Source organism: Corynebacterium lipophiloflavum DSM 44291 (genome assembly GCF_000159635.1).
GTDB lineage: Bacteria > Actinomycetota > Actinomycetes > Mycobacteriales > Mycobacteriaceae > Corynebacterium > Corynebacterium lipophiloflavum.
On record NZ_GG667193.1, the window covers coordinates 55,717 to 75,752 of the forward strand.

The window sequence follows — 20,036 nt, forward strand, 5'->3', positions numbered from 1 at the left end:
TCGCTGTTCGACAACCAGCTGCGCCCCCACTTTGAAAACGGCGACCGCTGGAGCAGGCGCGCGGGCACTAGTGAAAGTTACGTGTTGCGGCGCGGCTCGTCGTCGATATCGGGGAAATCGGGCAAATCCTGTCCCAGGCCGTGCTCGCGGTCGAACTGAGCCCAGAGATCGGGCTCAACGACCGTCCCGTCGAGCGAGGGCAGCCCGACGTCCGGGTCTTGTTTCGGGCCCTGCGCGCCCATGACAAGGAAGAGCGCACCCGCGATGGCGGAAGCGATGCCGATGAACACGGCGGTCGAGCCGTCGAGGAAGACGAAGGAGCCGACGGCCACCACAATGAGCGCGCCGCCGATAGCGAAGTGTGTTGTGGGCATAGCTTCTAGGGTATCGGGTCGCGATGCGGCGTATCGGAGATGCCGCCGCGGCGCATCCGCGCCCGCGTGTTCGACCGGAACGCCGGAAATCCGTTTTTCGGGCCGCGAAAACGCGTTCCGGTCGAACAGGTAGCTACCGTCGCGTCGAGGCGCCGTCTTGTCCGGCCGTGCCAGTAGTGTTGAACTACGTATCTCGTTATCAAGGAGTCGAAAGTGAGATTTGTGAGCGACACACTGGCAGTCGACGTCCTCCAACGCATCCTCATGCCCCGCAAAGGCGAGCCGCATGACGTGCGCATGCTCTACCTTCTCGAGGGCGAGCTGAACAAAGCCCGCGTCACGTGGCCCGACCGCACGACGCTGACCGTGCCGGAGGGCGCCGAGGTCTCCCTGCAGACATACTTCAACGCCTTCCCGGCCTCCTACTGGCGCCGCTGGTCGCAGCTCGACCGCGTCATCCTCGCCCTCGACGTCGAGGGCGCGGTGACCATCTCCGTCTACCGCTCTAAAGAAGACGGGGTGCGCATCAGCGTCATCAACGTTGAGGCCGCCGACGAGCACGTGGAGATCCCGCTCGAGCTGCGCAACTTCGAGGACGGCGGCTGGCTGTGGTTCGACGTCACGGCGGAGACGGACGCCACCATCTCCAACGCCGGGTGGTGCGCGGATCAGCTGCCCGAGCCGCAGTTGCTCGACGACGGCTCCACCACCGGACCGGAGGACAAGCGCGTCGCCGTCGGCATCCCCACCTTCAACCGCCCGCGCGACGCGGTCAACGCGCTGCACGCCCTAGCCGAGGACCCGGTTGTGCTCGAGGCCATCACCGACGTGCTCATGCCGGACCAGGGAAACCAGCACCCGTCGGATGAACCGGACTTCGCCGAGGCCGAGGCCGCGCTGCAGGGGCGACTGCGGATCTTCCCGCAGGGCAACCTCGGCGGCTCCGGCGGGTACTCGCGCATTATGTACGAGGCGCTGAACAGCACCGATGCCCCGTTTATCCTCTACATGGACGACGACATCGCCATCGAGCCGGACTCCATCCTGCGCGCCGTGCAGGCCGCGCGCTACGCGAAAAGCCCGATCCTCGTCGGCGGGCAGATGCTCAACCTGCAGGACCGCGCGCAGCTGCGCACCACCGGCGAGGCCGTCGACCGCGCGACGTTTATGTGGGGGGCGGCCGAGCACGCCGTCTACGACCACGACTTCGCCCGCTACCCCCTGGGCTATATCGGCTCCGAGGCCGACAAGCTCGATCCCAAGAAGTACGATTCCCGCGCGCTGCACCGCCGCATCGATGTCGACTACAACGGTTGGTGGATGAACCTGTTCCCGCGCGTCGTCGCGCAAAAGATGGGACTGCCGCTGCCGCTGTTTATCAAGTGGGACGACACCGAGTACGCGCTGCGCGCGAAGGAAGCCGGTTTCCCCACGGTGACGTGGCCTGGTGCCGCGATCTGGCACATGGCCTGGGCGGACAAGGACGATGCGATTGACTGGCAGGCGTACTTCCACCTGCGTAACCGCCTGATCGTCGCCGCGATGTACGGCCCCGACGACCCGCGCGCGATCCTGCGCAACATGCTCAAATCCACGTACAAGCACGTGATGTGCATGGAGTACTCCACCATGGCCATCCAGATTGAGGCCATGAAGGACTTCCTCAAGGGCCCCGACCAGCTGTTCGACATTTTGGAAAGCTCGCTGCCGCGCATCCAGAACATCCGCAAGGACTACGCGGATGCGCAGGTGATCCCTTCGGCGGCGCAGCTGCCGCCCGCCACCGGCGCGCCGGGTGTGCCCACCGCCAACATCGGAGGGCGTCTGGCCAAGATCAAGAAGCTGCCGTGGGCCGCGAAATCGCTGCTCCACCTGCGCAAGGAGGAAGACCGAGCGCACTGGCAGGCGCCGCAGCTCAACCTCACCGCGGAGGAGGCGCGCTGGTTCACCCTCTCTCGCGTGGACTCGGCGACGGTGTCCACCGCGGGCGGCACGGGTGTCGCGTTCCGCAAGCGAGACAAGCAGCGTGCCGACACCCTCACCGCGCAGACGAAGCAGCTCCACGCCGAGATCAAGCAGCGCTGGCCCGAGCTGCAGCGCGAGTACACGGCCGCCAAAGCTGAGCTGACCAGCCACGACAACTGGGGGAGGATTTTCGATGAGCAAGCGTGAGGCTGACCTCCTCGTCGCCGTTCAAAAGGCGCTGCTGGGCGACCGCGTCACCGCAGGGGCACGTGCGTTGAGCCATTTCGGCGAGCACGATCTGGGCTGGCTGGCTACGGCCGGCGTTGGAGCGGGCGTCGATAAGCGAAACCGCCGTAAGTGGGCAGCGATGGCCGCGGGCACCTTCACCGCACACGCGGTATCGGTGGTGCTCAAGCGCATTGTGCGCCGCTCGCGCCCGAGCGATCCGCGCATCACCGTCGGAGTGTCCACCCCGTCGAGGCTGAGCTTTCCGTCCTCGCACTCCAGCTCGACGGCCGCCGCGATGGTGCACCTGGCGGACATTTCCGGCTCGAGACTGCCGTATGTCGGCATCCCGGTGATGATGCTTTCGCGTATGGTGCTTGGCGTGCATTACCCGACAGACACCTTGATCGGGTCCCTCATCGGGGCCGGGGTGGCGAAAATGGCCATTGGCCTGGAAAAGGAGACGCGGTGAGCACTGTTAACCCGACGCCTGGCCACGATGAGCCGTTTCTGAAGTCCGAACCCCACACCGAGGGGGTGGACGTCGCGCGGCAGAAAACGCCGCCGAAGAACCTCGCCGATGCGATGATCAAGGGCCTGCGGCCCAAGCAGTGGGTCAAAAACGTCCTCGTGCTCGCGGCCCCGCTCGCCGCTGGACTCGACGGCCTCAACGCCCGCTCGCTTGTCGACGTCCTCATCGCGTTCGTGGTGTTCTGCTTCGGCGCCTCCGCGATCTACCTAGTCAACGACGCACGCGACGTCGACTCCGACCGCGAGCACCCGACCAAACGCTTCCGGCCGATTGCCTCAGGCATGCTGCCGATCAACCTGGCGTACACGATGGCGATCGTGCTTATCATCGCCGCGATTGGGCTGTCCTTCCTCGCCACCGATCCGGCCCTGGCGTGGGTGATCGGCATCTACATCGTGCTGCAGCTCGGCTACTGCTTCGGCTGGAAACACATCCCCGTGATCGACATCGCGCTCGTGTCCTCCGGCTTCATGCTGCGCACCATGGCCGGCGGTGTGGCGGCCGGGATCGAACTGTCGCAGTGGTTCCTGCTGGTTGCCGCCTTCGGCTCGCTGTTTATGGCTTCCGGCAAGCGCTACGCCGAGATACTGCTCGCACAGGAGACCGGCGCGAAGATCCGCAAGGCACTTGAAGGCTACACGCCGACCTACCTGCGGTTCGTGTGGACGCTGTCGGCGACCGCCGTGGTCATGTCCTACGCGCTGTGGGGCTTCCAGCTGGCCAACTCGATCAACGGCGCCGCGTCCATCTGGTACCAGATCTCAATGGTGCCGTTCGTCATCGCGATCCTGCGCTACGCCGCGAAGGTCGATTCCGGCCACGGCGGAGCCCCGGACGAGATCGCGCTGGAAGATCGCGTGCTCCAGCTGCTCGCCCTGGCGTGGATCCTCTGCATCGTGATGGCCGTTTACGTCATTCCCGCTTTTGCGTAACACGGCGGCTGTGGCGCTGACTGTGACTTTTTGGGTGGTGGAATGTCACGGTCAGTGGGTGGCTGGGGGTAAAACCGCAGGTGGCGGATCGTCTTGTGGTGTTGACCGTGACATCTCACCACCCGAGATGTCACACTCAACCGGCACGCGGGCGTAAAACCGCAGGTCACCAATCGCCCTGAAGCGTTGACCGTGACATTTCACCTCCTGCAATGTCACAGTCAACCAGCGCGCGGGCACAAAACCCCAGGTCGCCGATCGCCCGGTAGCGTTGACTGTGATATCTTTTGCCACGCCCAAGTCCACATCATGTACTTTTCGGGGGCAAAGACCCATTAGACTTTTCCCAATGACTCACAACGCCCGCCTCTCGCTGATCGCATCCACCGTGGTGGCGGGTGTTTTCGCGTTCTGGGGCGGGTGGACGCGCCGCTGGATCAGCGACGACGGGCTTATCGTGTTGCGCACCGTGCGCAACATCCTCGCCGGCAATGGCCCCGTCTTCAATGTTGGTGAGCGCGTGGAGGCGAACACCTCGACGCTGTGGCAGTACGCGATCACCGCCGCCGCCTGGGTCACCGGCGCACGCCTCGAAACCGTCGCCATGTGGCTTGCGCTCGGCTTCACGGTCGCGGCCTGCGCGGTAGCAACGTGGGCGACGGGCCGCTTCTGGGCGGACACGGTGCTGCCGTTCGGTGTGATCATCTACCTCGCGCTGCCCCCGGCGCGCGACTTTGCCACCTCCGGGCTGGAGTGGGGTCTGTCCATCTTCTGGTTCGCGGTCTGGTGGGCGCTGTTGGTCCGGTGGGCGCGCCCGGTCGGCGGGGTGCAGTCCACGCAGGTGGGCTACTTCCTTGCCTTCTGGTCCGGCCTGTCGTGGTTGGTCAGGCCCGAACTAGCGCTCTACGGCGGTGTGACGGGCATTGTGCTTTTGGCCGCGAGTCCAGGCAAGTGGTGGAGGATTTTGTTGGTGGCGATTCCGGTTCCTGCCGCCTACCAGATCTTCCGGATGGGCTACTACGGCCTTCTTACCCCGCACACCGCGGTGGCCAAGTCGGCGTCTGACTCCGCCTGGGGGCAGGGGTTTGTCTACCTGTGGGATTTCGTCGGTCCGTACGCTCTGTGGCTGGTCATTGCCGCTGTGCTGGCGATCGGCATCGTGTTGATGCGCGGCGCCCACGGTCGCGAGCGCACGATCGTGCTCCTCACGCTGGGGTGCGGTGTGGTCCACGTCCTTTACGTACTGCGTGTCGGCGGCGACTTCATGCACGGCCGCATGCTGCTGCTGCCGCTGTTTGCCCTTCTGCTGCCGGTGATGGTTGTCCCGCTGACGCGCCGCATCGGTGCGGTGGTGCTGGTTGTGGCGCTGTGGGCGGGCGCAATCGTGGCCAAGTCGCACCCGTACGACCCGGACTCGCTCGCCCCGGACGGGACCTGGATTGTGGACGAACGGGGATTTTGGGCCTGGGCCACGAAACACGAGCCTGGCGACGCGCCCAAGTACGCCGAGGACTTCCTTGCCTGGGAGCTGATGTCGAACTGGCCGCAGGCCCTCGAGGAGTCACACCGACTCAACGCGGCGCAGATGGAAATTGGGCAAACCGACGAGGAGCCGGCAACCTTCTTCTGGTACCCCCGCCCGCGCACGCAGGCGCAAACCGATCTGAACAACCACCCGCTGAGCCTCTACCTGCTCAACCTCGGCATGACCAGTATGAACTCGGGCCTGGACACGCGCGTGCTCGACACCGTGGGACTGGCCACGCCGCTGGCCGCGCGCATGCCGCGCGACCCGGAGGGGCGTATCGGTCACGACAAGTGGTTGCCGTTTACGTGGCAGATCGCGGACACCGCTGTGGATGTTGATGCGCTGCCGGAGGGCGTCGATAAGCAAGGCGTGCTTCAGGCGCGCGCGGCGCTGCGCACACCCGAGATCCAGGAGCTGCTGGCGTCCTCCCGCGAGCCGATGAGCCCGGGCAGGTTTGCGAAGAACATCGCCTTCGCATTAAGCGGGGGGAGGAGCCTGCAGCTTGACGACGACCCCGCGACCTATCTCGATGAGGAAACGCTGAGCAGGATAAAGGCCGGGGAAGACGTCGGCCTGCACGGCCCACAAATCGCGTGGCCTACCCCTCGATGAGAGGGCAGGGCAACTTTACTATTGGCGCCAAACGCAACAAGTTGATAACGTCAACGTCACTATCTAGTGTCAACGCCTTAGGGGGCTCCTGTGTACGCAAGCATTTCCATCAAGCGCGCCATGATGGCGCTGCTCGTCATCGCGACGATGGCAGCGTCGATGGTTGTCGCCGCCCCGAAAGCCCACGCGGCTAACCGGGATTGGCTGCGCCCCGACGCAACCGGCACCTGCGACTGGGACCCAGTCGCTTTCTGGGTGCAGCGCTGCGACGTGTGGTCCGACTCGATGGGTCGCAACATCCCGGTCCAGATCCAGCCGGCGGCACGCGGCGGCAACGCCGGTCTTTACCTGCTCGACGGGCTGCGCGCGACGGATTACACCAACGCGTGGTTGAGCGACGTCAACGCCGCGCAGACCTACGTCGACTCCAACATCACCCTGGTGATGCCCGTCGGCGGCAAGTCCTCCTTCTACGCCGACTGGAGGGCCCCGGCGACGTACGACTTCAACAACCCGGTCGTGTACAAGTGGGAGACCTTCCTCACCTCCGAGCTGCCCGGCTATCTGCAGCAGCACTTCGGGGTCGCGCCGAACAACAACTCCATCCTCGGCCTGTCCATGGGTGGCACAGCCGCGATGAACCTCGCGGCGAAGCACCCGGATCAGTTCCGCCAGGTCCTGTCCTTCTCGGGCTACCTCGCCACAACGATCCCGGGTGGCCAGACCGCCCTGCGCCTGGCGCTTCTCGACGGTGGCGGCTTCAACATCAACGCGATGTACGGCTCGATCTTGAGCCCGGAGCGCTTTGAGAACGACCCGTTCCTCAACATGGATGGCCTGCGTAACTCGGACGTCTACGTTTCCGCGGGCGCGGCCGTGCCGGGCCCGGGTGACGCGGGTTACCTGCCGCAGCACATCGCCTCGGGCGTTGCGCTGGAGGCGTACTCGAACTTCACCACCCGCCTGTGGGGGCTGAAAGCCCGCGCCTCCGGCATCAACTTCACCGAGGTCTACACCCCGACCGGTGTGCACAACTGGGTGCAGTTCGGCAGCCAGCTCGAGGCGACGAAGCCTCGCGTCCTCGATGTCATGAACGCCTGGTAAGAAGGACCCAGATCACGCCATGAAGCCGCTCGCTGTAGTCACCGGTGCCACCTCAGGAATCGGCCGCGCCACAGCGCAGCGGCTTTGCGCTGACTACCACGTCATTGGCACAACCCGGAATCCGGAGTCGGTCTCCGACGCGATTGCCGGGGTGACCTACCTCGGCCGTGACCTGCAAGACCCTGACTCGATCGAGCGCTGCGCGGAAGAGATCCTCGCTGTGGGCACGCCCGAGGTTGTGGCCAACAACGCGGGGGAGTCGCAGTCGGGGCCGTTCGAGGAGCTGCCGCGCGAAGCGCTCGAGCGATTGTTCCAAGTCAACGTGATCGGGCACGTGGACCTTACCCAGCGCCTCGCGCCCGCAATGCGCGACGCCGGGCGCGGTCGAGTGATTATGGTCGGCTCGATGCTGGGCAGCTTCCCGCTGGCGTACCGTTCCAGCTACGTCGCCTCCAAGGCCGCGATCAAGGGTTTCGCGCTTGCGGCGCGGCGCGAGTACTCGCCGTTCGGGGTGTGGTTTAGCGTCGTCGAGCCCGGCTCCATCGCCACGGGCCTGTCCGCGCGCCGCACCAAGTACGTCGACGAGGGCGGGCCGTTCGTCGAGGAGTTTTCCAGGATGCTTGAGCAACTCGACGCCAACGAGCGCTCCGGGATCAGTGCCGAGCGCGTCGCTAAGCAAATTGCTCAGGTAGTTGAGGCGGATAAGCCGAAGCCGTTCTATGCGTGCGGATCGGCAGCGTGGCTGGCGTTTCCGGTGTCGCGGCTTGTGCCTCGACAGTGGATGCTCAACCTCATCTCTCGCAAACATGCGCTTTAGTCACATTGGTTGCGGCGTGTCACACGTATAAACTCTCAAGTAAAACTTAAGCTTTCGAGTACCGTAACAAGTAAGCCGGTGCGACCGATTAACTCGTTGTGCATGCGTACCGGGGGAGGGGAACCCCCGGAACGGGCGCATGACGTACCTTTCACGGACCCACAAACAGGAAAAGGCAGGATATTCATGCGTGAACTTCGTTCCCCGCGTCTCACTCAGAGCCGCAACTGGCTCATCGCGGCCGCAATCCCCACCGCGCTGGTGGTCGGCGCATCCGCGGCTCCCGCTGTCGCCCAAAACAGCCTGCCGGGGCTGTCGAGCTCGGGATTCTCCGACAACATCCGCCCGTCCGACCCGCCGAAGCGCACCCCCATCGAGGTGGACAGGAATCCGCAGATCCCGGGCCTTCCCGCCGGGGTGTCGGTCGACCGCATCGAGTGGCTGACCAACCGCCGCGTCGCCGTCTTTATCAAGTCGGCGGCGATGCCGGAGCAGCTCATGCAGGTGCAGATCCTGCTCGCCCGCGACTGGCACTCCAACCCGGAGGCGACGTTCCCCGAGGTTTGGGCGCTCGACGGGCTGCGCGCGCGTGACGACGAAAACGGATGGACCATCGAGACGAACATCGAGCAGTTCTACGCCGATAAGAACGTCAACGTCGTCCTTCCTGTCGGCGGCGAATCCTCCTTTTACTCCGACTGGCAGCGCCCGAACAACGGCAAGAACTACAAGTGGGAGACCTTCCTGACGAAGGAACTCGTTCCGATCCTCGACAACGAGTTCCGCTCCAACGGCAAGCGAGCCGTGGTCGGCCTCTCCATGGGCGGCACCGCCGCGATGAACCTCGCGGAGCGCAACCCCCACCTGTTCGACTTCGTCGGCTCCTTCTCCGGCTACCTGGACACCACCACGACGGGCATGCCCCAGGCCATTCAGGCGGCACAGATGGATGCCGGCGGGTACGACTCCCTGGCCATGTGGGGCCCAGTCGGGTCGCAGGACTGGATCGACCACGATCCCAAGCTGGGCATCGAAAACCTCAAGGACATGACGGTCTATGTCTCGGCGGGCAACGGCCGCGACGACTACGGCCAGCCCGATTCCGTGGCCAACGGCCCGGCGAACCTGGCGGGCGTCGGCCTCGAGGTGATCTCGCGCATGTCCACGCAGACCTTCCTGGAGTACGCGGCGCGCACCTCAGTCAAGCCGATCGTCCACTTCCGTCCCTCGGGCGTTCACTCTTGGGAGTATTGGCAGTTCGAGATGTCACAGGCGTGGCCGTACATTGCGGATTCGCTCGGGTTGTCCAAGGAAGATCGCGGCGCAGACTGCGCACCCATCGGTGCAATCGCCGAGGCCACCAAGTCCGGCATCATCGGCTCGTGCGTCAACAACGAGTACGACATTGCCGGCGGTAAGGCCGAGGACTTCCGCGGCGGTACCGCGTACTGGACTCCGGACACCGGGGCGCACGCGCTTTTCGGCGCTATCCTGGCCAAGTACAACAGCCTCGGTGGTCCGCAGGGCTGGCTCGGCTTCCCCAAGACCGGCGAGATGACCACCCCGGACGGGGTGGGGCGCTACGTCCACTTCCAGAACGGCTCGATCTACTGGACCCCGTCCACCGGCGCGTACGCCATCCCTGGCGACATGTTCACCGCGTGGGGCGAGAACGGCTACGAGCGCGGTGACCTGGGCTACCCGGTCGCGGAGTCCCAGCAGATCGGCGACGGCTACGTGCAGAAGTTCCAAAACGGCTACCTCACCCGCAACCCGGACGGAAGCCACAACATTCTCCACGGTGCGATCGGTGCGAAGTACGGCGAGATGAACACCGCCGCATCCCCGCTCGGTTACCCGACGACCAACGAAAACTCGGTCAACGGCGGCGTCTACCAGGCTTTCCAAAACGGCAACATCTACTGGTCGCCGGCCACCGGCGCACACGTGATCTACTACGGCGCGATTTTCGACCGGTGGGGCGCAAACCGCTGGGAACAGGGCCGCTTCGGCTGGCCTGTCTCCGACCAGCGCGACATCCCCGCCGGCGGGCGCACCATCGACTTCCAGAACGGGACGATCTCTGAGATCAACGGCGTTGTCAATGAGCGGATGCGCTAGGGCATGAGAAATCTTCTTGCAGCCGCCGCCATCGCAGCGGCTTGTGCCCTCACCGCGTGCGGGTCCAGCACCGTGGACAGCTCGGAGGTGACGGAAGCGACGGCGTCGTCGACCACGCCTGCGGAGGCAACCGAGGCGACCACGACGACGGCGACGACGTCGACAACCACCTCCGCCGCCCCGCAGGCGTCCGCCCCTGCCCCAGGCGAGGACGCGCCCGCCCAGGAAGTTGAGTCGGTGCCGGAGCAGGCTCTGGCGTTTACCCCCGAGGAAGACGCCTACCTGGAAGCGCTCAGGAACCAGGGCATCAACGTCCAAGGGGTTGAAGCCCAACTCACAGCCACTGGGGTTAGTGTCTGCGACGGAAGTACCATCACTCGTGACGCGGTAGCCGGGCAGCTCATCGAGCAGCGTCGCACCGAGCTCGCTCCCGACGCCGTCTCTACGCTTATCGACGACTCCGCGCACGAGCACCTGTGCTAGCTGACGCTAGCCGCCTCTTTTAAGGAGCATTTGTGCGCAAGCTGTTAATCGTCGTCTCCGTCGTCATTGTGGTGATCCTCATCGCGATGGGCATCGCCCAGTGGCGCTCCGGTGAGGGGCCGACCTTGCCGGAGCCGCCGATTGCGTTGCCGACCGACGAGTCGCCGGACCCACCCGCGGAACCCGAGTGGTGCCCCGCGGTGCAGGTCGTCTCGATTCCGGGCACGTGGGAGAGCTCGCCTGACGACGACCCGTTCAACCCGCAGGCGAACCCCTACAGCTTCATGCTCTCGATCAGCCGACCTCTCCAGGAGGCCTACGACATCGGGCAGGTGCGTGTGTGGACGACCCCGTACACCGCGCAGTTCCGCAACGTCCAGTCGGACCAGGGACGCCAAGAGATGTCGTACGACCAGTCCCGCGAGGAGGGCACGACGCGCACCAACGGCGAGCTCGAGTTCGTCAACGCCACCTGCCCCAGCACCAAGTTCATCATCGCCGGGTTCTCCCAGGGCGCGGTGATCGCTGGCGACATCGCTAACCAGATCGGCACCCGCAACCACCCGGTGCCGCCGGAAAAGCTGCTCGGCGCGGTGATGATCGCCGACGGGCGCCGGGAAAACGGTGTGGGTGTCAACCCCGGCGGCGAGCTTCCGGGCGTTGGCGCGGAGATCGCGCTGCAACCCGTCCAGGGAGTGGTCAACGCCGTCACCCCCGGGGCGACCATGACGGGGGCCCGGGAGGGCGGCTTCGGCGAGGTCTCCGACAGGGCGTTTCAGATCTGCGCGCCCGACGACTCCATCTGCGACGCGCCCCAGGATATCCGCACTTTGATTGCCCGCGCGGGCGACTTGATGCTGGCTAACGGCACGCACGCGATGTACGCCTCGAACCCCAATGTGATCGACGGCACTACGGCTCCGCAATGGACGGTAGATTGGGCGCGTGGCGTGATCGACGAGGAGTTGCGCACCAGGTAACAATTTGGATAACGAAACTATATAGTAATGGGGTTATCAACCCTGCCCCGCCGAAAACTCACGCGAAGGAGTCCCATGGATCTCGGAGTAATCATCCAGCGCTTCATCGACGAGGACGGAAACATCGTCCTTCCGCAAAACTTCACCATCCCGGCTTTGACCGAGATGCTGTACTTCATGGGTGCCCAGATGGGCAACATCGATGACACCAACATCCGTTACTGGGATTACTCCGAGAGCGCAGAGGGCACGGTTGTCGAATACTCCCGCCGCGAGGTCAACACCCGCATCAAGGCCGTCGCCGCGCGTCTCATGCAGGTCGGCGATCCCGGCGACCGCGTCGCTATCCTGGCGTCGAATTCCCCGGAGTATCTGTTCGGCTTCATGGGCGCGATGTACGCCAGCCAGGTCCCGATCCCGCTCTACGACCCGAACGAGCCGGGACACGGAGAGCACCTCAAGGCCGTGCTCGCGGATTCGGCTGCGAAAACCGTCCTGACTAACAAGGCGGGCGCGCCTGCCGTGCGCGCTTACTTCGCGGACCTGCCGGCCGCCGAACGCCCCCGTATCCTCTTGGTGGATTCGTTGCCGGACTCGCTCGCCGAGTCGTGGGAGCCGCTGGAGACGGCAGAGGGCACCGATACCGCGCTGGACACCTCGTTCCTGCAGTACACCTCTGGGTCGACCCGCATGCCGGCGGGCGTGGTGCTGACCAACGAATCAATTGTCACCAACGTGATCCAGATTTACACCGCCTGCAAGCTCCAGCAGCCGCTGCGCGCCGCGATCTGGCTGCCGCTGCACCACGACATGGGAATCATCGTGTCGATGCTGCTCGTCGTGCTGGGCAACGAGGTCGAGCTGATGGCGCCGCGTGACTTCATCCAGCAGCCGAAGCGCTTCATCAACCAGCTGGCGCGCCGCGCGGACGAGCCGGACGACATGCATGTCTACTCGGTCATCCCGAACTTCGCTCTCGACGTCGCCGCGCGCTACGCCCCGGTCACCGAATCGGACGACATTGACCTGTCCGGCGTCGAGGGGCTGATCATCGGCTCCGAGTCCGTCACCCAGGCCGGTGTGGACACGTTCATGGCGGCCTTCGAGCCTGCCGGCATGCGCCGCGACTCGCTTCGTCCCGGCTACGGCCTGGCCGAGGCGACGCTGATTGTCACGCTCGCCGACGAGCCGCGGTTTACCAGGTTCGACCGCGAGCAGCTCGCCCTGGGCCGCGCCGTGGAAACCGAAGACGGCCTGGCGATGGCCTCGACCGGCCACCCGGTGCGCTGGATGGACTTCGCGATCGTCGACCCGGAAACCCGCAACGAGCTCGAGGACGGCTCCATCGGCGAGATCTGGATCCACGGCGCCAACGTTGCAGGGGGCTATCTCGACCGCGAGGAAGAAACCAAGGAAGCCTTCGACAACTCCATCAACGAGACCCTGCGCGAGGGCCTGCCGCGCGATTCGTGGCTTGCCACCGGTGACCTGGGCACCGTCTACGACGGCGAGGTCTACATCACCGGCCGACTCAAGGAGCTGGTGGTCATTGCCGGGCGCAACCACTACCCGCAGGACATCGAAGCCACCGTGATGGAGGCCACCGACCACGTCCGGGCAGACTCGGTCGCGGCCTTCGCGGTTCCGGGCGAGGACGTTGAGCGCCTGGTGCTGTTCGTCGAGCGCGCCGACGGCGCCTCACCCGAAGGCGACCTCGCTGCGGAAGACTCCATTCGCGCCGCGGTGACCACCAAGCACGGTGTGTCGCCCGATGTGGTGGAGTTTTACGCCCCGAATGAGATCGCGCGCTCGTCCTCCGGCAAGATTGCCCGCCGCGTGAACATGCAGAAGTACCTCAACCGATAGAAAGAAGCGAGGAGCGATAGGCTCAATGCTTATGAACGAAACTGAGCTGATCACCTGGTTGCGCGAGTGGGTTGCCCAGACCACGGGAGCCGACATCGCCGACATCGACCCGGCCAAGCCCCTGCAAACGTTCGGCTTGTCCTCGCGCGACGCTGTGATCATGTCGGGTGAGCTGGAGAATCTACTTGGCACGCGGATCGATCCGACGATCGCTTACCAGTACCCGACGATCGCTTCGTTGGCCGCCGCGCTGACCGCGCAGAAGACCCCGGACGCTCCGCAGTATCAGGCCGCTCGCAATCGCGCGGATCATTCACCGGGCACCCGCGACATCGCCATCGTCGGCACCGCGGGCCGCTTCCCCGGCGCGGACAGCGTCAGCGAGTTTTGGCAGCTGCTTATCGACGGCCAGGTGACCACCGGACCCCTGCCCGAGGGGCGCTGGTCGGAGTACCTGGCCGACCCCCTCATGCGCACCAAGCTCGAGGACGAAAGCACCGCCGGCGGGTATTTGAGCGACATCGCGTCCTTCGACAACGAAATGTTCGGTCTCAGCCCGCTCGAGGCCGAGAACATGGACCCGCAGCAGCGCATCATGCTGGAGCTGGCGTTCGAGGCGCTCGAGGACGCGCACATTCCCGCCAGCTCCCTGCGGGGTGCCCCCGTCGGGGTGTTCGTTGGTTCCTCGAACAACGATTACGGCCTGCTCATGTCGTCGGATCCCACCACGGCGCACCCTTACGGCCTGACCGGGGCGTCCTCAGCGATTATTCCGAACCGCATCTCCTACGCGTTTGATTTCCGCGGACCTTCCGTCAGCGTGGACACGGCCTGCTCGGCATCGCTGGTGTCCACCCACCACGCGGTGCGCGCGTTGCGCGACGGGGAGTGCGACGTGGCGCTCGCCGGCGGCGTCAACATCATGGCCAGCCCGCACGCCTCGTTGATGTTCTCCGAGCTCGGGGTGATTTCCCCGACCGAGCGCATCCACGCGTTTTCCGCCGACGCCGACGGCATCGTCCGCTCGGAGGCCGCCGGTTTCCTCGTGCTCAAGCGCGTCGACGACGCGATGAACGACGGCGACACGATCTACGGTGTGATCAAGGGCTCGGCCACCAACTCCGACGGGCACTCCAACGGGCTGACCGCACCGAACCCGGAGGCCCAGGTCGATGTCCTGCGCCGCGCGTACGCGGATGCGGGCATCGACCCGGCCACGGTCGACCTCGTCGAGGCGCACGGCACCGGCACAATCCTCGGCGACCCGATTGAGGCCACCGCCCTCGGAGCCGTGCTCGGGCAAAAGCGCACGAACGCCGCCCCGCTGCTGCTCGGCTCCGCGAAATCGAACATCGGACACTCCGAGTCCGCCGCGGGCGCCGCCGCCCTGATCAAGGTGGTCGAGGCGCTCAAGCACGACACCATCCCGGCGTCGGTGAACTACACCGCCCCGAACGAGTACGTCGATTTCGACGCCGCCCACATCGAGGTGGTCCAGGACCCGCGCGAGTGGCCGCGCTACTCGGGCCGCCGCATCGCGGGCGTGTCCGGCTTCGGCTTCGGCGGTACAAACGCCCACGTTGTGGTGAGTGACTTCGACCCCGCGGATTACTCCTCGGAGCCCGTTTCGACGCCAGCTGAGCTTGTCGACGCCCACAGCGACAGCCCCGCTGTCGCACTGCCGGTGTCCGGCCATCTGCCGTCGCGCCGCAATGACGCCGCCGCGGCCCTGGCGGACTACCTTGAGGGCCGCAAAGATGCGGACCTAGTGCCCGTGGCGCGCTCTCTGGCAAAGCGCAACCACGCTCGCTCCGCCGCGGTCGTGCAGGCGGCGGGCATCGCAGAAGCCGTCAAGCGGCTGCGCCAGGTGGCGGAGGGCAAGACCGGGCCGGGTATCGCTGTGGCCGATTCCCCGGCGCCCGTCGGCCCGGTGTTCGTCTACTCCGGATTCGGCTCGCAGCACAGGCTGATGGCGAAGAAGCTCGTGGAGATCTCCCCGTTGTTCCGCCGCCGTCTGGAGCAGCTCGACCAGGTGGTCAGGTTCGAATCCGGCTGGTCCCTGATGGACCTGATCACCGACGACGAAAAGACCTACGACACCGAAACCGGCCAGGTGGCGATCACCGCTATCCAGGTCGCGCAGACGGACCTTTTGGCCAGCTTTGGTATCACCCCGGCCGCCACGATGGGCATGTCGATGGGCGAGATGGCCGCGGCCTATGGCGCGGGCGGGTTAACGGGTGAAGAGGCCGTGCGCATCGCGTGCCACCGTGCGCGTTTGATGAACGAGGGCGTGGAGCAGATCGCCGGCACCGATGCCGAGGGTGCGATGGCCGTCGTCGAGCTCGGGCGCGAGGAGCTCGCTGAGTTCGTGCGCACCCACCCCGAGGCCGAGGGCGTGGAGCCCGCGGTCTACGCCGGACCCGGCATGACCACTGTGGGCGGTCCCGCAAGGGCGGTCGACGTGCTGGTTGGCTCACTCGAGGCCGAGGAGAAGTTCGCCCGCAAGCTGCAGGTCAAGGGCGCGGGACACACGAGCATGCTCGATCCCATCATGGGCGAACTTGCCGGTGAGCTCGCCGGGCTGACCGGCCAGCCGCTGCGCGTGCCCCTGTACTCCTCCGTCGACCGCGGCGTGGTCTACGCCGCAGGCGAGACGGTGCACAACGACGAGTACTTCCTGCGCATGACCCGCCAGCCGGTCTTCTTCCAGGACGCTACGGAGGCGGCTCTGCGCGCGGGTTACACCACGTTTGTCGAGATCGCCCCGAACCCGGTGGCGGTGATGGGCATGATGAACACCGCGTTTAGTGCGGGCAAGCCGGACGTGCAGCTGTTGTACTCCACCAAGCGCAAGGTTGACGAGGTCGAATCACTGCGTGATGTGGCGGCCAAGCTCTACGTCCAGGGCGTGCCCGTGGACTTCACCGGGTTCTACGGCCCGGGCCCGCTGCTCGCCGCGCCGGCGACGACGATGAAGCGCAACCACCTGTGGACCACCGCGCGCCCGCTGTCCGGCAGCGCCTCGCTGCTGGGCACCAAGGTCGCACTGCCCGACGGCACGGTGGCGTACGCGGTGCAGGCCGACCATGTCTTCAGCCCCCACCAACTCATCGAGGCCGCGGCGGAGCAGGTCAGCCCCGGCGCGCGCGTTGTGGCCACCCAGGAACACGGGGTGCTGCCCGCGCACGGGGAGCTGACCACAATCGTCTCCAACTCTCTCGGCGGCACCAGCGTGGCGGTCTACGGCGGCGAAACCCTGCTCGTCGAGGGCTTCGCGACAACGCTCGACCTGGCGGGACCGAGCTCGCCGCAGGGCGTGGCCGAGGTAGCCGCGCCCGCCGAGGCGGCGCCGCTTCGCGTCGTCGACGACGTCGAGGCCGTGCGCTGGGACCCGAACTCGGGCGAGTCGGTGGCGCAGCGCTTGCGCGCGATCGTTTCCGAGACGATGGGTTACGATGCCGATGACCTGCCCGATGAGCTGCCGCTGATCGACCTCGGGCTGGATTCGCTGATGGGCATGCGGATTAAAAACCGCGTCGAAAACGATTTCCAGATCCCGCCGCTGCAGGTGCAGACGCTTCGCGACGCTTCCGTCGCCGACGTCGTCCGCATCGTCGAGCAGGCCGTGGCCGGCGACAGCGACGCCCCACAGCCGCGTCCCGACAACTCGCCGAACCGCGACGTCGCGGCGGAGGTTGCCAAGGCCGAAGCCGCCGGGGCAGCCGGGGTGGGGGTCGCCCCCCGCGACGCCTCCGAGCGCATGGTGTTCGGGGCCTGGGCGAAGTACGCCGGCGCGGCTGCTGCGGGTGTGACCTCCCCGCTGCCGACAATCGACGATACCGTCGCCGCCGAGATCGCCGCGCACCTGTCCGAGCGCTCCGGCATCGAGGTCACCGCGGCCGAGGTCAGCGCTGCGGAGGCGCTCGAGACCCTGGCCAACAAGGTCCGCGAGGGTCTGGAAACGCCCGTGGACGGCAACGTGCGGGTGTTCCGGGAGCGTGGGCAGGGCGTCGATAAGCCGAGCGTGTTCGTCTTCCACCCAGCTGGCGGATCCAGCTCGGTGTACGAGCCCTTGGCGCGCCGGCTGGCCAGCGACGTTCCCGTCTACGGCATTGAGCGCCTCGAGGGCACGCTCGAGGAGCGCGCCGCGGCCTACGTCGCCGACATTGAGCGGCTTTCCGACGGCCGCCCGGTCGTCCTCGCCGGCTGGTCCTTCGGCGGCGCCCTGGCCTACGAGGTCGCCCACCAGCTCGGCAACGACAAGGTCGCCTTCATCGCGCTGCTGGACACGACCCGTCCGTCCAAGCCCGCCCCGAAGACGAAGGAGGAGACGCGCAAGCGCTGGGAACGCTACGCGCAGTTTGCCAAGGACACCTACGGGCTCGACTTCCCGGTGCCCTACGACCTGCTTGACAGCGCGGGTGAAGACGCCGTGCTGAACATGCTCGGTGAGTTCCTCGCCACTACCGACGCCTCTGCCCACGGGTTGGCCGCCGGTGTGCTGGAGCACCAGCGGGCCTCGTTCGTGGATAACCAGATCCTGGGCAACCTCGACTTCTCCCGCTGGGCCGGGGTGAACGTGCCTGTGCTGCTGTTCCGCGCGGAGCGGATGCACGAGGGCGCAATCATCCTCGAGCCGGCCTACGCCCACATTGACGAGGACGGTGGCTGGGGGGCCATCGTCGATGACCTGGAAATCGTGCATCTCCGCGGCGACCACCTCGCGGTGGTCGACGAGCCGGCGGTGGGAATCGTCGGCAAGCACTTGAACGATTGGATTGATAATGTCAACCGCCGCTAAGCTCGCCGACCTGCGTGCGCGCCTGGAAAAGGCGCAGGACCCGGGCTCGGAGAAATCACGCAAGAGGCGCGACGACGCTGGTCAAACCACGCCGCGCCAGCGCATCAACGCGCTGTTGGACGAAGGCACCTTCGTCGAAGTCGGTGCGCTCGCCCGCACCCCCGGCGACCCGGATGCCGTCTACTCCGACGGCGTGGTCACCGGCTACGGGCGTATCGACGGCCGCCCCGTGGCCATCTACGCCCACGACAAAACCGTCTACGGCGGTTCCGTCGGCGTCACCTTCGGCCGCAAGGTCACCGAGATCATGGACATGGCCATCAAGATCGGCTGCCCCGTCATCGGCATCCAGGACTCCGGCGGCGCGCGCATCCAGGACGCGGTGACGTCGCTGGCGATGTACTCGGAAATCGCGCGGCGCCAGTTCCCGCTGAGCGGGCGCTCCCCGCAGATCTCGATCATGCTGGGCAAGTCCGCCGGCGGCGCCGTGTACGCGCCGGTGACAACCGACTTCGTTGTCGCCGTCGAGGGCCAGGCCGAAATGTACGTCACGGGCCCCGCCGTGATCCGCGAGGTCACGGGTGAGAACATCAGCTCCGCGGAGCTCGGCGGAGCCTCCCAGCAGGAGCTCAACGGCAACGTCTCCGCGGTCGTCGGCAGCGAGGAGGAGGCCTTCGACTACGTTCGCGAGCTGCTGGCGCTGCTGCCCACCTCAACTTTCGACGAGGCCCCGGTGGCGTGGGCGCCAGCCGACGATGAGCTCGACGACAGCGACTTGGACACCTTCATGCCGGACGACACCAACGCCGGCTACGACATGATGGACCTGCTAGTCCAGCTGGGCGACGACGAGGACATCGTGGAGATCCAGGCGAACTACGCCGAGAACCTGATCTGCGCGTTCGGGCGTATCGACGGCCGCACGGTCGGGTTCGTGGCCAACAACCCCATGCACTACGCCGGCTGCATCGACGCCGACGCCGCGGACAAGGGCGCTCGTTTCATTCACATCTGCGACGCCTACAACATTCCGCTCGTGTTCGTGGTGGACACTCCCGGCTACCTGCCCGGTGTGGAGCAGGAGAAGGTCGGGTTGATCCACCGCGGCGCCAAGTTCGGTTTCGCGGTGGCGGGTTCCACCGTGCCCAAGGTCGCGTTGATCGTGCGCAAGGCCTACGGCGGCGCCTACGCGGTGATGGGGTCGAAGAACCTCACCGGCGACATCAACCTGGCCTGGCCCACCGCACAGATCGCGGTGATGGGTTCTGCGGCCGCGGTAGTGATGATCCAGGGCAAGCAGCTCGCCGCCGTGGAGGACCCCGCGCAGCGCGCCGCGATGAAGAAGATGTTCATGGATTTCTACGACGAAACCATGACGTCTCCCTACGTCGCCGCCGAACGCGGGTTCATCGATTCCATGATCCAGCCGTCGGAGACTAGACTTGCTCTCCGACGGGCGTTACGCCAGCTTGCTTCGAAACAGGTATTTGACCTACCCAAGAAGCACTCAATCAGACCTCTGTAGAGATAAACGAAAGGTTAATCATGATTTCTAGCGCACTTGACATTGTCGGTGAAGTCCTCAACTACGTCGTGTGGTTCTTCTCTGGGCTGTCCTCGGGCAACCCGCTCTACGCGTGGGGTTCCAGCTTCGAGTAAGCCAGGCCACCACCCTTGAAAGCGGGGCACTGAC

The 20,036-nt window shown here is 65.9% G+C and carries 13 protein-coding genes; 12 read left to right on the forward strand and 1 reads right to left on the reverse strand.

Annotated elements, in window-relative coordinates; translation table 11 throughout:
- Positions 1-77: 77 nt before the first annotated feature.
- Positions 78-374, reverse strand: a complete 297-nt coding sequence (locus HMPREF0298_RS06955) for a hypothetical protein (protein WP_006840429.1) — start codon at positions 372-374, stop codon at positions 78-80.
- Between the two features lie 222 nt (positions 375-596).
- Between HMPREF0298_RS06955 and HMPREF0298_RS06960 the strand changes: the two genes are divergently transcribed.
- The 12 genes from HMPREF0298_RS06960 to HMPREF0298_RS07015 all read left to right on the forward strand — a co-directional run bounded on the left by HMPREF0298_RS06960 (position 597) and on the right by HMPREF0298_RS07015 (position 19,868).
- Positions 597-2,546 carry a glycosyltransferase gene (locus HMPREF0298_RS06960; RefSeq protein WP_006840430.1) on the forward strand — a complete coding sequence of 650 codons (1,950 nt, stop codon included), beginning with the start codon at positions 597-599 and terminating at the stop codon, positions 2,544-2,546.
- Complete coding sequence (locus tag HMPREF0298_RS06965) at positions 2,533-3,036, forward strand: phosphatase PAP2 family protein (protein ID WP_006840431.1); 504 nt, start codon at positions 2,533-2,535, stop codon at positions 3,034-3,036. The genes HMPREF0298_RS06960 and HMPREF0298_RS06965 overlap by 14 nt, the downstream gene beginning before the upstream one ends.
- On the forward strand, positions 3,033-4,028 hold the full coding sequence (locus HMPREF0298_RS06970) for a decaprenyl-phosphate phosphoribosyltransferase (RefSeq protein WP_006840432.1): 996 nt from the start codon (positions 3,033-3,035) through the stop codon (positions 4,026-4,028). Before HMPREF0298_RS06965 ends, HMPREF0298_RS06970 begins: the two co-directional genes overlap by 4 nt.
- A gap of 349 nt (positions 4,029-4,377) precedes the next feature.
- A complete protein-coding gene (locus tag HMPREF0298_RS06975) occupies positions 4,378-6,168 on the forward strand; it encodes an arabinofuranosyltransferase AftB family protein (RefSeq protein WP_006840433.1) in 1,791 nt (596 codons plus the stop codon).
- Between the two features lie 120 nt (positions 6,169-6,288).
- Complete coding sequence (locus HMPREF0298_RS06980; RefSeq protein WP_006840434.1) at positions 6,289-7,272, forward strand: alpha/beta hydrolase; 984 nt, start codon at positions 6,289-6,291, stop codon at positions 7,270-7,272.
- A 19-nt stretch (positions 7,273-7,291) separates the two neighbouring features.
- Positions 7,292-8,089 (forward strand): SDR family oxidoreductase, encoded by a 798-nt coding sequence (locus HMPREF0298_RS06985; protein WP_006840435.1) that lies wholly within the window; start codon positions 7,292-7,294, stop codon positions 8,087-8,089.
- A gap of 186 nt (positions 8,090-8,275) precedes the next feature.
- Entirely contained in the window at positions 8,276-10,210 is a 1,935-nt protein-coding gene (locus HMPREF0298_RS06990; RefSeq protein WP_040422813.1) for an alpha/beta hydrolase-fold protein, read from the forward strand.
- A 3-nt stretch (positions 10,211-10,213) separates the two neighbouring features.
- Positions 10,214-10,693 (forward strand): DUF732 domain-containing protein, encoded by a 480-nt coding sequence (locus tag HMPREF0298_RS12205; RefSeq protein ID WP_006840438.1) that lies wholly within the window; start codon positions 10,214-10,216, stop codon positions 10,691-10,693.
- A 32-nt stretch (positions 10,694-10,725) separates the two neighbouring features.
- Positions 10,726-11,673, forward strand: a complete 948-nt coding sequence (locus tag HMPREF0298_RS07000) for a cutinase family protein (RefSeq protein WP_006840439.1) — start codon at positions 10,726-10,728, stop codon at positions 11,671-11,673.
- Between the two features lie 75 nt (positions 11,674-11,748).
- Complete coding sequence (locus tag HMPREF0298_RS07005; RefSeq protein WP_006840440.1) at positions 11,749-13,539, forward strand: FadD32-like long-chain-fatty-acid--AMP ligase; 1,791 nt, start codon at positions 11,749-11,751, stop codon at positions 13,537-13,539.
- Between the two features lie 31 nt (positions 13,540-13,570).
- Positions 13,571-18,343 carry a polyketide synthase Pks13 gene (gene pks13, locus HMPREF0298_RS07010; RefSeq protein WP_050758366.1) on the forward strand — a complete coding sequence of 1,591 codons (4,773 nt, stop codon included), beginning with the start codon at positions 13,571-13,573 and terminating at the stop codon, positions 18,341-18,343.
- Positions 18,327-19,868, forward strand: a complete 1,542-nt coding sequence (locus HMPREF0298_RS07015) for an acyl-CoA carboxylase subunit beta (RefSeq protein WP_006840442.1) — start codon at positions 18,327-18,329, stop codon at positions 19,866-19,868. The genes pks13 and HMPREF0298_RS07015 overlap by 17 nt, the downstream gene beginning before the upstream one ends.
- The last annotated feature ends 168 nt before the right edge of the window (positions 19,869-20,036 follow it).